Genomic DNA, 15,289 nt, shown 5'->3' with positions numbered 1-15,289 from the left:
GTGCAGTAACGATACTCAGCGCTTGGTCCGTTGCGATCATGTCCGCCAAGAAGCGAAACACGCCGGACAAGCGAAAAGCATTTCTTGCTCACACCGGAATCTCACGTCAGCCACGCGAGCACAAAGCGTGGCGAGGGACTGATCATGTCGTTGGCAGCGAGCGAGCATACCACCAAGGCATTTGACTTCGACTTGCAGGAACTCAAGTGCATGGTCGCCGAGATGGGCGGTCATGTGGAAAAGCAGCTGCTCTCCGCGATCGACTCGCTGATCAACAACGACAAGGAGCAGGGCCAGAAGGTCGTGCTCGGCGACGTGATGCTCGATACGCTTCAGCACAACATCGAGCACAAGGCGATCGCCACCATCGCGACTCGCCAGCCGATGGCGGTCGACTTGCGCGAGGTGGTGGCCGTACTGCGCATCTCCAGCGACCTGGAGCGGATCGGCGATCTCGCCAAGAACATCGCCAAGCGCGTCTCGGCGCTCAGCCAGGACGACGTGCCGCGCCAGGCACGCCGCGGGCTCAATCACATCATGAGCCTCGCGATCAGCCTGCTCACCGACGCACTGGACAGCTTCGCCGGCGGCGACAGCAGCAAGGCCGCCTCGGTGCGCAGCCGCGATAACGACGTCGACCTGATGTACACCTCGCTGTTCCGCGAGCTACTGACCTACATGATGGAAGACCCCGGCACGGTCGCGTCCGGCGTCCATCTGGTTTTCTGCGCCAAGAACATCGAGCGGGTCGGCGATCACGCCACCAACATCGCGGAGTCCGTGTATTACATGGTCGAGGGACGCACGCTGCCGGACGAACGTCCGAAAGCTGACTCGACCAGCTTGATGCGGTTCATGCTGGCCGCCGCGCACTGACCGATCGGGCTCGTTGCGAGCGCTCGCGGCTGCGGTTCCAAAACTGCAGTCGAAAGCGTAAAGAATATCGATGACCGATTCCGAGCCGCGATACGCCGTTTATTTCGTGCCCGCGGCGGATTCCGAACTGTACCGGTTTGGCAGCACCGTCCTGCAATACGACTGCTACACCGGGACCGCGATCTTCCCACCCGCCCAATTCCGGGATCAGCCCGACGAATGGCGGAAAGCCACAGAAGAGCCGCGGCGCTACGGCTTTCACGCCACGCTGAAGGCGCCATTCTATCTTGCGCCCACCTGCGGTGAGGCTCAACTGGTCAGCGCCTTTCAGAGCTTCGCGGCGATTGGCCGGACCATCGCCACCATCCAGCCGGTCGTGACCATGCTGAGCGGCTTTGCCGCCATCGTTCCGGAGCAACCGAACCCTGTACTCAACGCGCTTGCGGCCGACTGCACCACGATCTTCGACGCCTTCCGCGCGCCGATGACCGCACAGGAACGCGCCCGCCGGCTGGCCTCGGGTCTCAATCCCAGTCAGATCTCCAACCTCGACCGCTGGGGCTATCCATACCTGTTTGCCGACTTCCGCTTTCACATGACCTTGACCGGCAAGATCGAGGTCGGACGGCGCGAGTCAGCCGTCGCTGTGCTTCGCGACCTGTTCCAGCGGATGCGCACGGGCTCCATCGCGATCGATCGCCTGGCGCTGACCAAGCAGGACACTCAAGCTTCGCCGTTCCGGGTGCTCAGCACCGCGGCGCTCCGGGGCGTTCACGAAGTCCACTGATAGTCGTTATTTGGTGGCGCATGTCCTTTTCGGAAAACCGGAATCCACTTTTCCGGGACATGCGCTACGGCAGCCGCATCAGCGGCTCGCCGGCGCGGATCGTCGCGCCCTCCGCGATGCCGTCGGCAAGCCTGAACTCGCCCGGCGCGAACACGATGATGGTCGAGCCGTGTTCGAACCAGCCCATCTCCTGGCCCTTCCGCAACGTGGCATCGCACGGGATCACGTTGGGTCCCGGGTGGCGGAGATTCAGCAGCACGTCGATGAAATGCAGCCGGATGCAGGCCACGAGAATCGCGGCCACCGGCACCAGGGTGACGCGGTGACCGCCCGCGGCCAGCGTGGTTTTGATGACCGCGCGCTCGTTCTTGCAGAACAGCTTTTCCACGCGCTTGAGCGCAATCGGGTTCACGTTCCAGGTGTCGCCGGAGATGTAGCGCACCTCCTCGACGTGACAGTCATGGGGCGCGTGGAAGCGGTGATACATGCTCGATGTCAGCCGCAGCGTCACGTAGGTGCCGTTGCGATGAGTCTCGACCAGCGCCGGATCGCAGAGAAGATCGTCGAGCGTGTAGGGAAAGCCCTTGATCTGATGGAGTTCCTTGCCGGCGATGGTGCCGCAGGCGCCGACAATGGCATCGCAGGGGCTGGCGAAGATCTGCGGATCCGCCGCAAACGGCCGCGCCCCATCCTTGAGCTCCCGGATGAAGCAGTCATGCATACTCCGGAACTCGGTTTTCTTGGCCTCTGAAAGGTCGAGGCCCGAAAACGTTCGCCACAGGCCGATCGAAAGATCCCGGACAAGGGGCTGCTCGATCTTGCTGAACCAGCCCAGAAGCTGGGTCGTGAGCCTGCGCGGGATGCGATTCGTCAGGAGGAAGTTGACGTCTTCCTGCTCAAACACACGCAGCCATTGGGTTTGCGGCGTCATGGATTCGTTAAATCTCCGGTCTAAACGGTGCTTCCATGGATCTGGGCGGCACGGCACTCGCTTTCTACGGGCTCGGGGTCACGGCTCTTGCGACCTCGCTGGTCAAGCTGAAACAGCGGCTCGAACTCTCCAAGGCCAAGCATCGCTCGCTCGCCGGCCACGCCCGGATGTCGCGCCGGATCGCAGCGGCGGTGCCGTTCTACGAATACGGGCCTGACCAGTTCTTCTGCTCCGACGATGCGCCGGCCGACGTCGTGGCGCGCCGCCGCGACGGTTTCGCGCGGCTCGCCGCGCTTTACGAGACGCGCTACCCGAAGAGCATTGCAAGCACGGCGGCTGTCGCCGACAGCATCTCCGACGTGCAGTTCACCGAAGCCTACCGGGTGCCCTACCAGTACAGCCGTTACGTCCGGGAGCACCTTCGCGTCGGCACCTTCGTGCAGTCCTCCGAAGGCGTCACCGTCACCGATCTCGATGGCAACCGTTTCTACGACCTGACCGGCTCCTACGGCGTCAATCTTCTCGGCACCGACTTCTACAAAGGCGCGATGCGGCGCGGCCTCGAGCAGGCCCACGATGTTGGACTGGTGCTCGGGCCCTACCATCCTGTTATTGCCGACAACGTCCGCCGCCTGAAGAAGATCTCCGGGCTCGACGAAGTGTCGTTCCACATGTCCGGCACCGAGGCCGTGATGCAGGCGGTACGGCTGGCTCGCTACCACACCCGCCGCTCGCATCTGGTTCGTTTTTGTGGTGCCTATCACGGCTGGTGGGGCGACGTGCAGCCCGGCGTCGGCAACCCGGTGCCGGCGCACGAGACCTACACGCTCAACGACATGTCCGAGCAGGCGCTGCATGTGCTGCGCACGCGCCGCGACATCGCCTGTGTGCTGGTCAACCCGCTGCAGGCGCTTCATCCGAACGGCTCGGCGCCGGCCGACACCTCGCTGGTCGACGGCGGCCGCTGGGCGAATTTCGACAAGGCCGCCTACACGGCCTGGCTGAAGGAGCTTCGCGCGGTCTGCACCGAGCGCAACATCGTGCTGATCTTCGACGAAGTGTTCCTCGGCTTCCGGCTGGCGCTCGGCGGTGCACAGGAATATTTCGGCGTAAAGGCCGACCTCGTCACCTACGGCAAGACAGTCGGCGGCGGCTTCCCGATCGGCGTCATCTGCGGCCGGCGCGACCTGATGAAGCGCTTCCGCGATGACCGGCCTGCCGACATCTGCCTTGCCCGCGGCACCTTCAATTCGCATCCCGCCGTCATGTGCGCCATGGACGAATTCCTGCGCCACATCGAGAAGCCCGAGGTCGTCGCGCTCTATCGCGATCTCGACGGCCTCTGGAACGGCCGCGCCGACGCGCTCAACGCCCGCTTCGAGGCCGAAGGCGTTCCGGTGCGCGTGGCGAACCTGTCGACGGTCTGGCTGGTCTATTACACCTGCCCATCGCGCTACAATTGGATGCTGCAATACTACATGCGCGCCGAGGGCCTGGCCCTGAGCTGGATCGGCACCGGACGTCTGATCTTCACGCTGAACTATACCGACGAAGATTTCGCCGCGGTCTCCGACCGCTTCGTCGCGGCAGCCAAGGCCATGCAGGCCGACGGCTGGTGGTGGTGCGATCCGGCTTCCACCGACAAAACCGTGAAGCGCCGCATCCTGAAAGAAATGATCGCGCAGCGGCTGTCGGCGTTGCGCGATCATCGGTAATAGCGCTCGATATATCAGCAAGAGTTGCGATCGTTTCCCTGGCTCCCCGCTTTCGCGGGGACGAACGGGGATAGAGCTGTGCCCTTGTCCTTGGCAGCTGCCCCGCGTCCCCTTGCTCCGTTCGTCCCCGCGAAAGCGGGGACCCAGGGCAGACATTTCAAGGACTAATTTGGGTGCGAATGAATTGGGCGCAATCGCGAGCGTCAGCTCGCGCGCGGGGCCTCTTCGCGCTCTTCTTCCTCGAACCAATCGTGGCCCTCTTCCTCCTGCTCGTCGGTGTGCGGGTCGATGAGCTGGCCCTTCACGAACAGGTAGTACGGCGCCTTGTGGTACCACTTCACATCGTTGAAGGGGTCGGTGAGGATCTTGGTCGCCCAGACGAGGCCGGTCTGCACGTCATAGAGGAAGAACAGATGGACGGTCCGGAAGATGAGACCGCCGGCGCCGAGCGCAAGCCACATGATCGCCGTGTGGCGGATGAATTCCATGACGGTGGTGTGCGGCTCGAACAGGCCGAAGAGAGTCGGATCGATGTACAGCACCACCGGCGACAGGGCCCAGATCGACATCAGCACGACCTTGCGCTGCAGGTTGTAGCCGATCTTGATCTCTTCTTTGTGCTCGTGCGTGGCCTTGTTGTAGTGATCGTAGGTCTTCGGCTCGAAGAAGAAGTGGCCAGCCTGCCGGGTTGTCATGGAGACGAGCCAGCCGGTCAAAGCGGCGATCGCCGGGTCCTTGAGCAGCATCACGTAGGAGAACAGGAAGCTGAGCGCGCTGACCAGGTGCAGGCTCTGGTTGATGCGGCTGTGATGATAGTAGCGGTGGTCATCCCAGCGCTGCACTCTCAGTGCTTCAGCGAAGCTGCTCATGGTGTCTCCTTGAGGGGCATCCAGCCCTGATATGTCGAATCGGTGAACGCCTGATGACAGAGACGGCCGTCGCTCGTTGCCGGCGACGGCAAGTCCGGCAATGTTCGATTAACCCGCAGCCCGGCGCAATGGCGTTTGCGGGGAAGCGCTGGCTCCCGTCTGGCCCTGGCTGCCCGCCGAGCCGTCCGCGACCTTGCCGAAACGGATGAGCGAGAAGTGCCCAAGCGGCGGCATGGCGCGGCGCTCGACCAGGCGCATGCCGGGCGTGGCCTTCGCCCAGTTGGTGTAACGCTCGAAGGAGAATTCGGTGCGCCAGCCAAGCTTACGGGCGGCAGGCGCGAACCACTTCTCGAGCGTGCGGCGAAGCCCTGCTTCGGCGCCGACCCGGCTGCACAGGATGATTTCGCCGCCGGGCTTGAGCACGCGAGAGAACTCGGTGAGCGTCGCTTCGGGGTTCGGCACCGTGGTGATGACGTATTGCGCCATCACCACATCGAACGAGGCGTCCGGAAAATTCAGGTGCTCGGCGTCCATGACCCAAAGGCCTTCGACGTGCTTGAGCTTGAGCTCCGCCACGCGCTCCTGGGCCTTCATCAACATTCCTTCCGAAATGTCGACGCCGCAGATCTTGTGCTTGCCGGAATAGTCCGACAGCGAGATGCCGGTGCCCACGCCGACTTCGAGAATGCGACCGCCGATCCGCTCGGCCGCCTCGATGGCGGCCTGACGGCCACGATCAAACACAGCACCGAACACCAGATCATAAACCGGTGCCCACCGGTCATACGCCTTCTCCACGGTGCTCTTGTCGAGCTCGCCGGCTGTCAGGTCCGTCATGTCTTGAGTCCCCTTCTTGAGCATAGTGCAGACGACCGTTTGGTCCTGTTCTCTATCCATGCGCCGCAGCGGCGGCGCCGATTTGCGCGGCCCGCGCGCGTCGCGCCGCGTTGATGTCTTGGAGATTGCCGATGAACTGGCGGGCGCTGTTTTCCCACGAATAGCCGAGCGCGAAATTGCGGCAGGCCTCGCGGGACACGTTCAGCGCGGCAAGGCAGGCCTCGCGCAGATCTTCGTTCAGCGCGCCGATCGGGTTGTTGGCGACGACGTCCTTCGGGCCGGTCACCGGGAATGCCGCAATCGGCACGCCGCTCGCAAGCGCCTCGAGCTGCACGACGCCGAACGTGTCGGTGAGACTCGGAAAGACAAACACATCGGCGGCCGCGAGATGCGCGGCGAGCTTTCCGTTCTCGATCAGCCCCATGAACTTTGCGTTGGGGAAGCGGCTCTTGAGAACATTCAGCGCCGGACCGTCGCCGATTACCATCTTGGTGCCAGGCAGATCGAGCGACAGGAAGGCTTCAAGATTCTTTTCAACTGCAACACGGCCGACACAGGCGAAGATCGGTCGCGGAAACGGCAACTCGATGGCGCGGTTGGGCCGGAACAATTCGGTGTCGACGCCGCGGGTCCACATTCCGAGATTGGCGAACCCGCGCGATGCGAGATCCGCACGCAACGACGCCGTTGCCACCATTGTGACCGAGGCCGCCGCGTGAAATCGCCGCAGCGCGGCATAGACCGCGCTTTCGGGGATTGGCCAGCGTGCCGAGATGTATTCGGGGAAGCGCGTCGTATAGCTCGTGGTGAACGGCACGCGATGCCGCAAGCAGTAGGCGCGGGTCCAAAGACCGATCGTGCCTTCGGTCGCGATATGTATGGCGTCGGGCTTGACCTGCCCGATCCGTTCCGCAATCTGCCTGCGGCTCGGCAGAGCGAGCCGCAGACCCGGGTAGGTCGGCAGCGGGAGCGAAGGAAACCCTTCGGGAGACAGGAATTCGATATCGACTCCGAGCCCCTTGGCGGCCCGCGCCAGGGAGGTCAAAGTCCGAACCACACCGTTAACCTGGGGATGCCAAGCATCAGTCGCGATGAGAACGCGCATGAGACCTTTCTCTCGGCCGTGGACAGCGGCCCGCCACTGTCGAATCAGCGGGCTTGTCGCCGCGTCGTCATGCCCCAGTAATATGACGCTGGCGTGTACCCCGCGCTTTGCGGTATTTCGCGGGCCCCCGCCCTGTAACAAGATTGTTACGGTTCGATGGGACTTTGCCGCGCATTCCCATCAACCGAATCAGAAGCTCATCGCAGACGCCTATGCATGACGTGACGAGCTTGCCCGCACAGTCCAGCCGTACACGCGGCTGGCACAAGATCGGCATCATCATCAGCCTTCTGATCGTCGTTGCGGCCGGTGTCGTGCTGTTCTTTCTGCTGCGCGACATCGACCTGCCGAAGGTCTTCGACGCCATCCGCAACAAGCCGCCGCATGCGATCGCATTCGCCGCTGCTTTTATCGGCTGCTGTTACATCACGTTAACTTTCTATGACTTCTTCTCGCTGCACACGATCGGCCACGGCGGGGTGCCGTATCGGATCGCGGCGCTGGCAAGCTTCACCAGCTATTCGATCGGTCACAATCTCGGCGCAACGGTATTCACCGCGGGCGCCGTGCGCTGGCGAATCTACTCGGCGTGGGGTCTGTCGGTTATCGATGTTGCCAAGATGGCCTTCGTCACCGGCCTCACGTTCTGGCTCGGCAACATCGTGGTGTTGTCACTGTGCTTCATCGTCGAGCCGGAGGCCGCGAGTGCGGTCGATCGACTGCCGGAATGGATCAACCGCTCGCTCGGCGTTGCAGGTCTTGCGATCATCGCCGGCTACGTGCTGTGGCTCCTGCCGCGGCCGCGCACCATCGGCCGCAACGGCTGGTCGGTCACGTTGCCCAATGCGCGGCTGACCGCCGTGCAGATCGCGATCGGCATCGTCGACCTCACGGTCGGCGGGCTTGCGATCTACTCGCTGCTGCCTGCGACGCCCGAGATCGACTTCATCACCGTGCTGGTGATCTTCGTGACCGCGGTGCTCCTCGGCTTCCTCAGCCATGCGCCGGGCAGCCTGGGCGTGTTCGAGGTCGCGATCCTGGTAGCGATGCCGCAGTTCGCCAAGGAGGACCTGCTGGCGTCGCTCCTGATCTTCCGTTGCCTGTATTTCGTGCTGCCGCTCTGCATTGCGATCTGCACCCTGGCAACCCGCGAGTTCCTGCTGGCGATGCGAAAGTGACGCTCGTCCCGCGTCCTCTCGCAAGCGCCACACCCTGCTCCGCCGAATAGACGTCTCTGGCTGACGCCCTTAACGAGCAAAACCGCAAATACATCTGAGTCGCGAAAACGTAATCCAATGTTCGCGCAGCCGGCCGGCATTGACGCGGCCCTGGAAGCTCGTTCCTTATCGACGCGTATTCGGAGAACGTCATGTTGACATCGATTGCAGGGAAGACCGTCATCGTCACCGGGGCGAGCAAGGGAATCGGGCGCGGCATCGCCAGGCGCTTCGGCCGCGAAGGGCTCAATGTCCTGGTCGTCTCCCGGCATCTCGACGAAGCCAGGAAGGTGGCAGATGAGATCGGCGCGAATGCCTCGTGCTTCGCCGCCGACGTCAGCGAAGCCGAGCCGTGTCAAGCGATGGCCGCAGCGGCGCTTGAGCGCTATGGCAGCATCGACATTCTCTGCGCCAATGCGGGCATCTTTCCCGCGGCCAAGCTCGGCCAGATGACCGCCGCCGACTTCGATCAAGTGATCGGGGTCAATCTCAAGGGCACCTTCCTTGTGGTATCCGCCGTTCTGCCGGCGATGACGGCCAAGAAAAAGGGCCGCATCGTCATCACGTCTTCGATCACCGGCCCAATCACGGGCTATCCCGGCTGGTCGCATTACGGAGCCAGCAAAGCGGGTCAACTCGGCTTTATGCGCACCGCGGCGATCGAGCTCGCGCCCCACAACATCACGGTCAACGCGGTGATGCCGGGCAACATCCTCACCGAAGGCCTCGAGGGCCTGGGCGAGGACTATCTCACGTCCATGGCGGCCTGCATTCCGATGAAGCGTCTCGGCACCGTAGAGGATATCGCCAACGCGGCCCTGTTTTTCGCATCCGAGGAAGCCGCATACGTGACCGGACAGACCCTTGTCGTCGATGGGGGTCAAGTCCTGCCCGAATCGCCGGCAGCCTTGGAGCAGATGGGCGTGTCCGGCTGACCTTCCGATCGAACGGCCGACCAAGTTTGAGCCATGCGATCGACATGACAACCGCCAAGGCAGCCGGCGGGCCGACGTTTCAGACCAGCGCCTTGCGAAGCCTCGCGCTGCTCAGATCGATCAAGACCACTGTGACCACGACGACGATCAACTGCGCCGCGGTTTCCCCATACTGAAACGAACGGATGCTTTCGTAGAGCGTCTGGCCGATGCCGCCCGCGCCAACGATGCCGAGCGTCGTGGCGGAACGCACATTGGTTTCCAGCCGATAAAGAATGAACGAACTCCACAGCGGAATCACCTGTGGGATCACGCCGAACACAATTTCCGGAATGCGCCGCGCGCCGGTGGCGCGGAGGCCCTCGACCGGGCGGGGATCGATGGCCTCGACGGCCTCGGAATAAAGCTTGGCGAACACGCCGGTGTTGTGGACGAACAGCGCCATCACGCCGGCGAACGGACCCAGGCCCACGGCGACCACGAACAACAAAGCAAACACGATCTCGTTGATGGCGCGGCAGGAGTCCATCAGCCGGCGGACCGGCTGCACCACCCATTGCGGCGCGATGTTGGACGAAGCGAGAATCGCGAACGGCGCTCCGAGCACCGCGGCGAGCGCGGTGCCCCAGATCGCGATCTGCACCGTGACAATCATGTCTTCGAGATAGCCGCGCCATTCATGAAAGTTGGGGCGCAGGAACGCCTGGCCGAACTCGGCCATGTTGCGCCAGTCGGTGAACAGGGAACCGGCCCGGTACATCTCGGCCGGGCTCCAGCTCCAGACCAGAAGCCCGACCACGATGATCCAGAGCGTCCAAGTCCGCGAGCGGCGGCTCAGTGAATGCGCGGGAACGTCGACGTTTTCGGTGGTGCGGTCAGCCACAGGCGAGCGTCCAAGAGATGTCACGGCGGACGTCACATTGATATCGGTCATCAGTGAACCACCGTTTTCATCACATGAGCACTGGGTTTAATGCCGCAAACAAAAAGCGCGCCGGGCTATACACCCGGCGCGCTCGCTGTTCCGCGATCAGTTGGTGCCGGTGAAGCCCGCGGCGAAGTCCGCGATCATCTTCTTCATGGTCGCCTTGTCGCCGGCGGCCTCGGCCTTGATGAAGTCCGCGACCTTTGTCTGATACGGATCGGTCTCGGCCTGCTTCTCCATCTGCTCGATCTTGGCGAGTTCGGCCTTGAGCTTTCCGACCTTCTCCTGCTTCTCGGCGGCGGAGAGCTTGTCGTCGCCCTGAACCTTCATCAGGTCCTTGTTGGCTTCGAGCTTGCGGACCGCGATGAGCTGCCGGTTCGACGACGGGTGGAATGGCGACCAGACGAGATTCGCCAGGACCTCGCGATCCTGCTTGATTTCCTCGTCGGAGCCGAGCCGGCCGTAGCTCATCAGGAAGGTGTAGAGCTTGGTCTTGATCGCCGGATCGAGATCCTTGCGCCACACCAGCGGATCGAGCGGAATGATCGGCGAGGTCCAGATCACCTTGATCTGCTTGCGCGCCTCGGGTGCGGTCTTCTCGACGCGCTGCAGGTCTTCGCTATTGTTGGTCGCGGCATCGACCTGCTTGTTGGCCACCGCCATGGCATTGGCCTGATGGCTGGCGTTGCGCACGGTCTTGAAGCAGGACTTCGGATCGATGTCCTTCGCCGCGAAAATGTAGGAGGTCGGCACCAGGAAGCCCGAGGTCGAGTTCGGATCGCCGATGCCGAAGTTCAGCGACTTGTCGCACTTCAGGATGTCTTCGACCTTGGTGTACGGGCTGTCCGCGCGCACGATGATGTGGGAGTAGTAGCCGGTGCTGCCGTCCTTCGACACCACCTGGGCGAACACCTCGCCGCCGGCGCGATCCACCGCTTCGATCGCCGATTTGTTGCCGTACCAGGCGACATGCACCTTGTTGAAGCGCATCGCCTCGATCACGCCGGCATAGTCGGTGGCGTAGAACGCCTTGACCTTGATGCCGATGGCTTTCGAGAGCGCCTCGACGAACGGCTCCCAGTTCTTTTTCTGATTGATCGACGCCTCGGTGGAGATCACGCCGAAATTGAGTTCGGTCGGCGTCTCGGCTTGCGCGAACATGGTGCTGCCCGCGAGGACCGCGGCCGCGAATGCGGCCTTCCTGAAGTGCGATGACATGATGTCTCCTGTGTGTGCAGAATTTCGGAATCGTGGAGAAAGGTCCGACGCTGAACGGTCAGGCGTTGAGATGAGGCCGCTGATCCGCCCCGCGTCGCGCCAGGTCGAACGGAACCAGGCTCGACTCCGCGGAAGGCTTGCGGACTTCCGTCTCTGGCGGCCGCGAGTCGATCGAGGCGAACAGGTCCTCGCTTTCGGCGCCGTAAAGCGCCGCCAGGAATTCCGGCGTGAGCGCGCGCGACGGCCCGTCATAGACGATCTCGCCGGCTTTGAGCGCGATCGTGCGCGGGCAGTAGCGCAGCGCGTATTCGACCTGATGCAGCGACACCAGCACCGTGATGTTGTCGCGCCGGTTGAGGTCGGCGAGGATATCCATCACGCGCCGCGCCGAGCTCGGATCGAGCGAGGCGATCGGCTCGTCGGCGACGATGAACTCGGCGCCCTGCATCAGCGTGCGGGCAATGGCGGCGCGCTGCTGCTGACCGCCGGAGAGATCGCTGCCGCGCTTGAGCGCATGTTCGGCGATGCCGACGCGCGACAGTGCGCGCATCGCACGCCGCTTCTCGTCCATCGAGAATCGGCCGAGCGTGGCGTCGATGAACGACATGCGGCCGAGCCGGCCGAGACACACATTGGTCAGCACCGACAGCCGCGGCACCAGATTGAACTGCTGGAAGATCACGCCGACGCGGGCGCGCAGCGCATTGGCCGAGCGCGCGATGCGGCCCCGCTGCTGGATCGGGCGCGAGAACAGCCGGACTTCGCCGTTCGCCGGGCTGCTGCCGTTGGCGTTGCGGTCGATCGGCGTCAGTCCCGCGATGGTGCGGATCAAGGTGGACTTGCCGGAGCCCGAGGCGCCGATCAGTCCAACCATCTCGCCGCGTTCGATGCTGAAGCTGACGCTGTTCAACACCCGAACCTGGCCGAAGGATTTCGAAATGTGTCGTGCTTGAACGACAGGCTCAGCCGGCACAGCGCACTCCCATATGCGAGCGATGAGGCCCAGCAGATCGGAGGTAACAGCCGCGTATGACAGTCGGATGAAGTGCCCCGAGCGCCTGTCGCCGTTTCCCTAGACAACGCGAACAAGGAAATTCCCGCTGCAGGATCAACGACCTGCAGAGGCGACACCGACGCCGTCAGTGGACGATGCGGTCCGGCTCGGTGAGATGGACGATCCGGCCGGCCGCAATCACGGCCACCACGCGGGGGCGGCTTTTTGCCTCGGCCTCGACCAGGATCAGATCGGCACGTTTGCCGGCGGCGATGGTTCCGCGATCGTCGAGGCCCATGGCCCTCGCCGGCGTCTGCGAAACGAGCCGCCACGCCGTCTCTAGCAGCGCTGTGCCCTGCTCGGCCAGCCGGAACGCCGCGATCAATTGCGCCGGATAGTAATAGTCCGACGCCAGGATCGAGCAGAGCCCGCGTCCGACCATTTCGGCGGCATTGACCCAGCCCATGTGGCTCTTGCCGCGCATCACGTTCGGCGCGCCGAGCACGATGGCGTCGCCGGCGTTGGCCGCGTCGGTCGCGGTTTCGATGTTCACCGGAAATTCGCTGACCCGGCAGCCGAGTCCGCGAAACCACTGGCGCTGCTCCGGACTGGCGTCGTCATGCGACAGAAGCGGCACGCGATGGGAACCCGCTTCCGCAGCGATGCGCGAGATCGAAACCGGAACCTCCTCGCGCCTCGCATGCAGCCTTTTCACCAGCGCCAGAAAATCCTCGCGCGGAATGCCGGCGCGCTCGACCATCTGATTGATCTTATCGGGCCGCTTGGCCAGGCTGTCGGACGACGGCAGATGATCGTTGAACGCCACCGCGCCGACGCGGCGCGCCGCAACCCAGTCGAGCACCTCGGTTTCGGCGTCGAGATTGAAGGTCTCGTGACGCAGGTGATAGCGCGTGTCCGCCGCAAGCTTCGGCTGCAGCGCTTCGATCCCGGCAAGAATGGCGCGGGCGTTCTCCGAGCCGCGCAGTCCCGGCTCCCACGACCAGGTCACGCCGTGGAAGATCGTGGTGATGCCGTTCGCGACAGCCTGCCGGTCGCTGTCGGCCAGCGCCACGTCGAGCGCCACGTTGACGCCGGGCCGCGGCATCATCTGCCGCTCGAAGGCGTCGCCATGCATGTCTACGATGCCAGGAAGGAGATAAAGCCCGTCAGCCTCGATGGTCCGGCCGTTCGCACGATCCGAGCCGATAGCCGAAATCACACCGTCTGTCGGGCTAACGTGAACAGGCGCCACTTCGAAGCCATCATCGAGCAGCGCGTTCGCGCCTGTGATCCGCATTTCCATGGTTCAGCTCATGACCTTCATTCACGCAACCGCCGAATGGCTGGATGCTTCATAGCGATCGAGGAATTCCTCGGCGGAAAGCTTGCGAAAGTCGGCCAACGCCGCGTGAAGCTGTTCGTGCGGCCAGTTCCACCAGGCGAGCGCGCGCATCCGCGCGGCAATGTGGTCCGGAAACCGCTGCCGAATCGGCCGCGCCGGGTTGCCGCCGACGATCGTGTAGGGCGGCACGTCCTTGGTGACGACGGCGCCGCCCGCGATCACCGCGCCATCGCCGATGCTGCGCCCGGCCAGCACGATCGCGCCATGGCCGATCCACACATCGTTGCCGATCGCGACATGATGCGCCCGCCGCCAGGCGAAGAATTCGTGCTCGTCTTCCTCGCCGGGAAAATAAGCGCTGGCCCGATACGTGAAATGCGACTGGCTCGCCCGCTGCATCGGATGATTGCCCGGATTGATCCGGGTCATCGCCGCGATCGAGCAGAACTTGCCGATGCTGCAATAAGCGATGTCGCTGTCGTTGACCACGTAGGAGTAGTCGGACATCGACACCTCGAGAAGCTTGGTGCGCGGGCCAACTTCGGTGTAGCGGCCGAGCGTGCAGCCTTTGAGCTGCGCGGACGGATCGATGACCGGATCATGTGAAAGCGTTTTGCCAGCCATGACGGCGCTACTGACCTCCTGCGGCGGCTCCGTGGTGCGGAGCGACCATGACGATGGGATGACGACGCCGACTGCTTGTCGGCGATTTCGCGGACAACTTACGGCTCACGTCTCGATCACCAGTTCGAGCCGGTCGGCGGCAAAGCGCGACCGCGATGTCAGGATCGGAATGCCATTGCCGTCGATATCGACACTGTCCACCACCAGCAGGGGACGCCCGATCGCGATCCGGAGCGGCGCTGCATCGGCGGCCTCGGCAATCGCCGCGGTGACCCGCGTGCTCTTGCGCGAATAATTCTTGATCCCAAAGCGGGTCAGCATGCGCGTGATCGAATTTGTCGAGGCATAGACTGCGGCGGCGCCGGGAAACCGCGCAGCATCGAGCCAGGTGGTCGAAGCACACAGCGGAACCCGGTCGGCGTGACGCAGCTTCTCCAGCCGCGCCACAGGCGTTCCGGCCTTGATTTTCAAGAACTTGGCGAGTTCCGCGTTGCATTCCTCGATGGCGCTCGAAATCAGCCGTCCGCTCACGGCGTGGCCTGCGCCGCCCACGATTTCCGAGAACCTCGTCCGCTGCTTGATCGGATAGGGAATGCGCTGCTGCTCGATGAACGTGCCGCTGCCACGCTCGGCGCGAACCAGCCCGCGATCGGCGAGCGCCGCAATGGCGCGCCGCACCGTGTGCCGGTTGACGCCGAATCGAACCGCGATCTCCATCTCGCCCGGAAGCTTGCTGCCGGGCTCGAACACACCACGCGCAATCGAGTTCTCGATCTCGTCGGCAATGCGCCGCCACAGCGAGACGCCCGACGGCGCATCGCGCGAAGGGTCCAGCAGTTCCGCGGTGGGGTTGGCGTTGCGCGTCATGGGTGTCACGAAAACTTCATCGACAGCGGCTAGAGAGTTGTCTATTA

General features: G+C 63.5%; 15 protein-coding genes. 5 read left to right on the top strand and 10 right to left on the bottom strand.

Going from position 1 to position 15,289, the window contains the following annotated elements:
* Positions 1-144: 144 nt before the first annotated feature.
* Positions 145-876, top strand: coding sequence for a phosphate signaling complex protein PhoU (gene phoU / locus RHPLAN_RS07000; protein ID WP_068030733.1), 732 nt, complete (start codon positions 145-147; stop codon positions 874-876).
* Positions 877-946: 70 nt separating this feature from the next.
* A complete protein-coding gene (locus RHPLAN_RS06995) occupies positions 947-1,663 on the top strand; it encodes a DUF1045 domain-containing protein (RefSeq protein ID WP_068015229.1) in 717 nt (238 codons plus the stop codon).
* A 64-nt stretch (positions 1,664-1,727) separates the two neighbouring features.
* Here the strand turns inward: RHPLAN_RS06995 and asd are convergent, their stop codons facing one another.
* Positions 1,728-2,594 carry an archaetidylserine decarboxylase gene (asd, locus tag RHPLAN_RS06990; protein WP_068015227.1) on the bottom strand — a complete coding sequence of 289 codons (867 nt, stop codon included), beginning with the start codon at positions 2,592-2,594 and terminating at the stop codon, positions 1,728-1,730.
* A gap of 35 nt (positions 2,595-2,629) precedes the next feature.
* On the opposite strand from asd, the gene RHPLAN_RS06985 reads away from it, so the two are divergent.
* Entirely contained in the window at positions 2,630-4,309 is a 1,680-nt protein-coding gene (locus tag RHPLAN_RS06985; protein WP_068015224.1) for an aminotransferase class III-fold pyridoxal phosphate-dependent enzyme, read from the top strand.
* Positions 4,310-4,512: 203 nt separating this feature from the next.
* Here the strand turns inward: RHPLAN_RS06985 and RHPLAN_RS06980 are convergent, their stop codons facing one another.
* From RHPLAN_RS06980 to RHPLAN_RS06970, 3 genes are all read right to left on the bottom strand, one after another.
* Positions 4,513-5,178, bottom strand: a complete 666-nt coding sequence (locus RHPLAN_RS06980; protein ID WP_068015221.1) for a hypothetical protein — start codon at positions 5,176-5,178, stop codon at positions 4,513-4,515.
* A 108-nt stretch (positions 5,179-5,286) separates the two neighbouring features.
* Positions 5,287-6,015 carry a class I SAM-dependent methyltransferase gene (locus RHPLAN_RS06975; protein ID WP_442971808.1) on the bottom strand — a complete coding sequence of 243 codons (729 nt, stop codon included), beginning with the start codon at positions 6,013-6,015 and terminating at the stop codon, positions 5,287-5,289.
* A gap of 52 nt (positions 6,016-6,067) precedes the next feature.
* Entirely contained in the window at positions 6,068-7,120 is a 1,053-nt protein-coding gene (locus RHPLAN_RS06970; RefSeq protein WP_068015214.1) for a glycosyltransferase family 4 protein, read from the bottom strand.
* A gap of 212 nt (positions 7,121-7,332) precedes the next feature.
* Here RHPLAN_RS06970 and RHPLAN_RS06965 point away from each other — a divergent pair, with 212 nt between their 5' ends.
* Positions 7,333-8,298 (top strand): lysylphosphatidylglycerol synthase transmembrane domain-containing protein, encoded by a 966-nt coding sequence (locus RHPLAN_RS06965; RefSeq protein WP_084244459.1) that lies wholly within the window; start codon positions 7,333-7,335, stop codon positions 8,296-8,298.
* 191 nt (positions 8,299-8,489) lie between these two features.
* A complete protein-coding gene (gene fabG, locus RHPLAN_RS06960; protein ID WP_068015211.1) occupies positions 8,490-9,272 on the top strand; it encodes a 3-oxoacyl-ACP reductase FabG in 783 nt (260 codons plus the stop codon).
* A 79-nt stretch (positions 9,273-9,351) separates the two neighbouring features.
* Here fabG and phnE read toward each other — a convergent pair whose 3' ends face one another.
* From phnE to phnF, 6 genes are all read right to left on the bottom strand, one after another.
* On the bottom strand, positions 9,352-10,206 hold the full coding sequence (gene phnE / locus RHPLAN_RS06955; protein ID WP_068015208.1) for a phosphonate ABC transporter, permease protein PhnE: 855 nt from the start codon (positions 10,204-10,206) through the stop codon (positions 9,352-9,354).
* A 96-nt stretch (positions 10,207-10,302) separates the two neighbouring features.
* A complete protein-coding gene (gene phnD / locus RHPLAN_RS06950) occupies positions 10,303-11,415 on the bottom strand; it encodes a phosphonate ABC transporter substrate-binding protein (RefSeq protein WP_084244457.1) in 1,113 nt (370 codons plus the stop codon).
* 58 nt (positions 11,416-11,473) lie between these two features.
* Positions 11,474-12,388, bottom strand: a complete 915-nt coding sequence (gene phnC, locus RHPLAN_RS06945) for a phosphonate ABC transporter ATP-binding protein (RefSeq protein WP_084244455.1) — start codon at positions 12,386-12,388, stop codon at positions 11,474-11,476.
* A 166-nt stretch (positions 12,389-12,554) separates the two neighbouring features.
* Entirely contained in the window at positions 12,555-13,712 is a 1,158-nt protein-coding gene (locus RHPLAN_RS06940) for an alpha-D-ribose 1-methylphosphonate 5-triphosphate diphosphatase (RefSeq protein WP_068015204.1), read from the bottom strand.
* Positions 13,713-13,733: 21 nt separating this feature from the next.
* Complete coding sequence (locus tag RHPLAN_RS06935; RefSeq protein WP_068015201.1) at positions 13,734-14,375, bottom strand: LbetaH domain-containing protein; 642 nt, start codon at positions 14,373-14,375, stop codon at positions 13,734-13,736.
* Positions 14,376-14,480: 105 nt separating this feature from the next.
* The gene (gene phnF, locus RHPLAN_RS06930; RefSeq protein WP_068015199.1) at positions 14,481-15,242 is read right to left on the bottom strand and encodes a phosphonate metabolism transcriptional regulator PhnF; all 762 of its coding nucleotides are present in this window, start codon (positions 15,240-15,242) and stop codon (positions 14,481-14,483) included.
* Positions 15,243-15,289 lie beyond the last annotated feature (47 nt).

It is taken from the genome of Rhodoplanes sp. Z2-YC6860 (assembly GCF_001579845.1).
Lineage (GTDB): Bacteria > Pseudomonadota > Alphaproteobacteria > Rhizobiales > Xanthobacteraceae > Z2-YC6860.
This window is presented reverse-complemented; position numbering and strand designations above follow the sequence as displayed.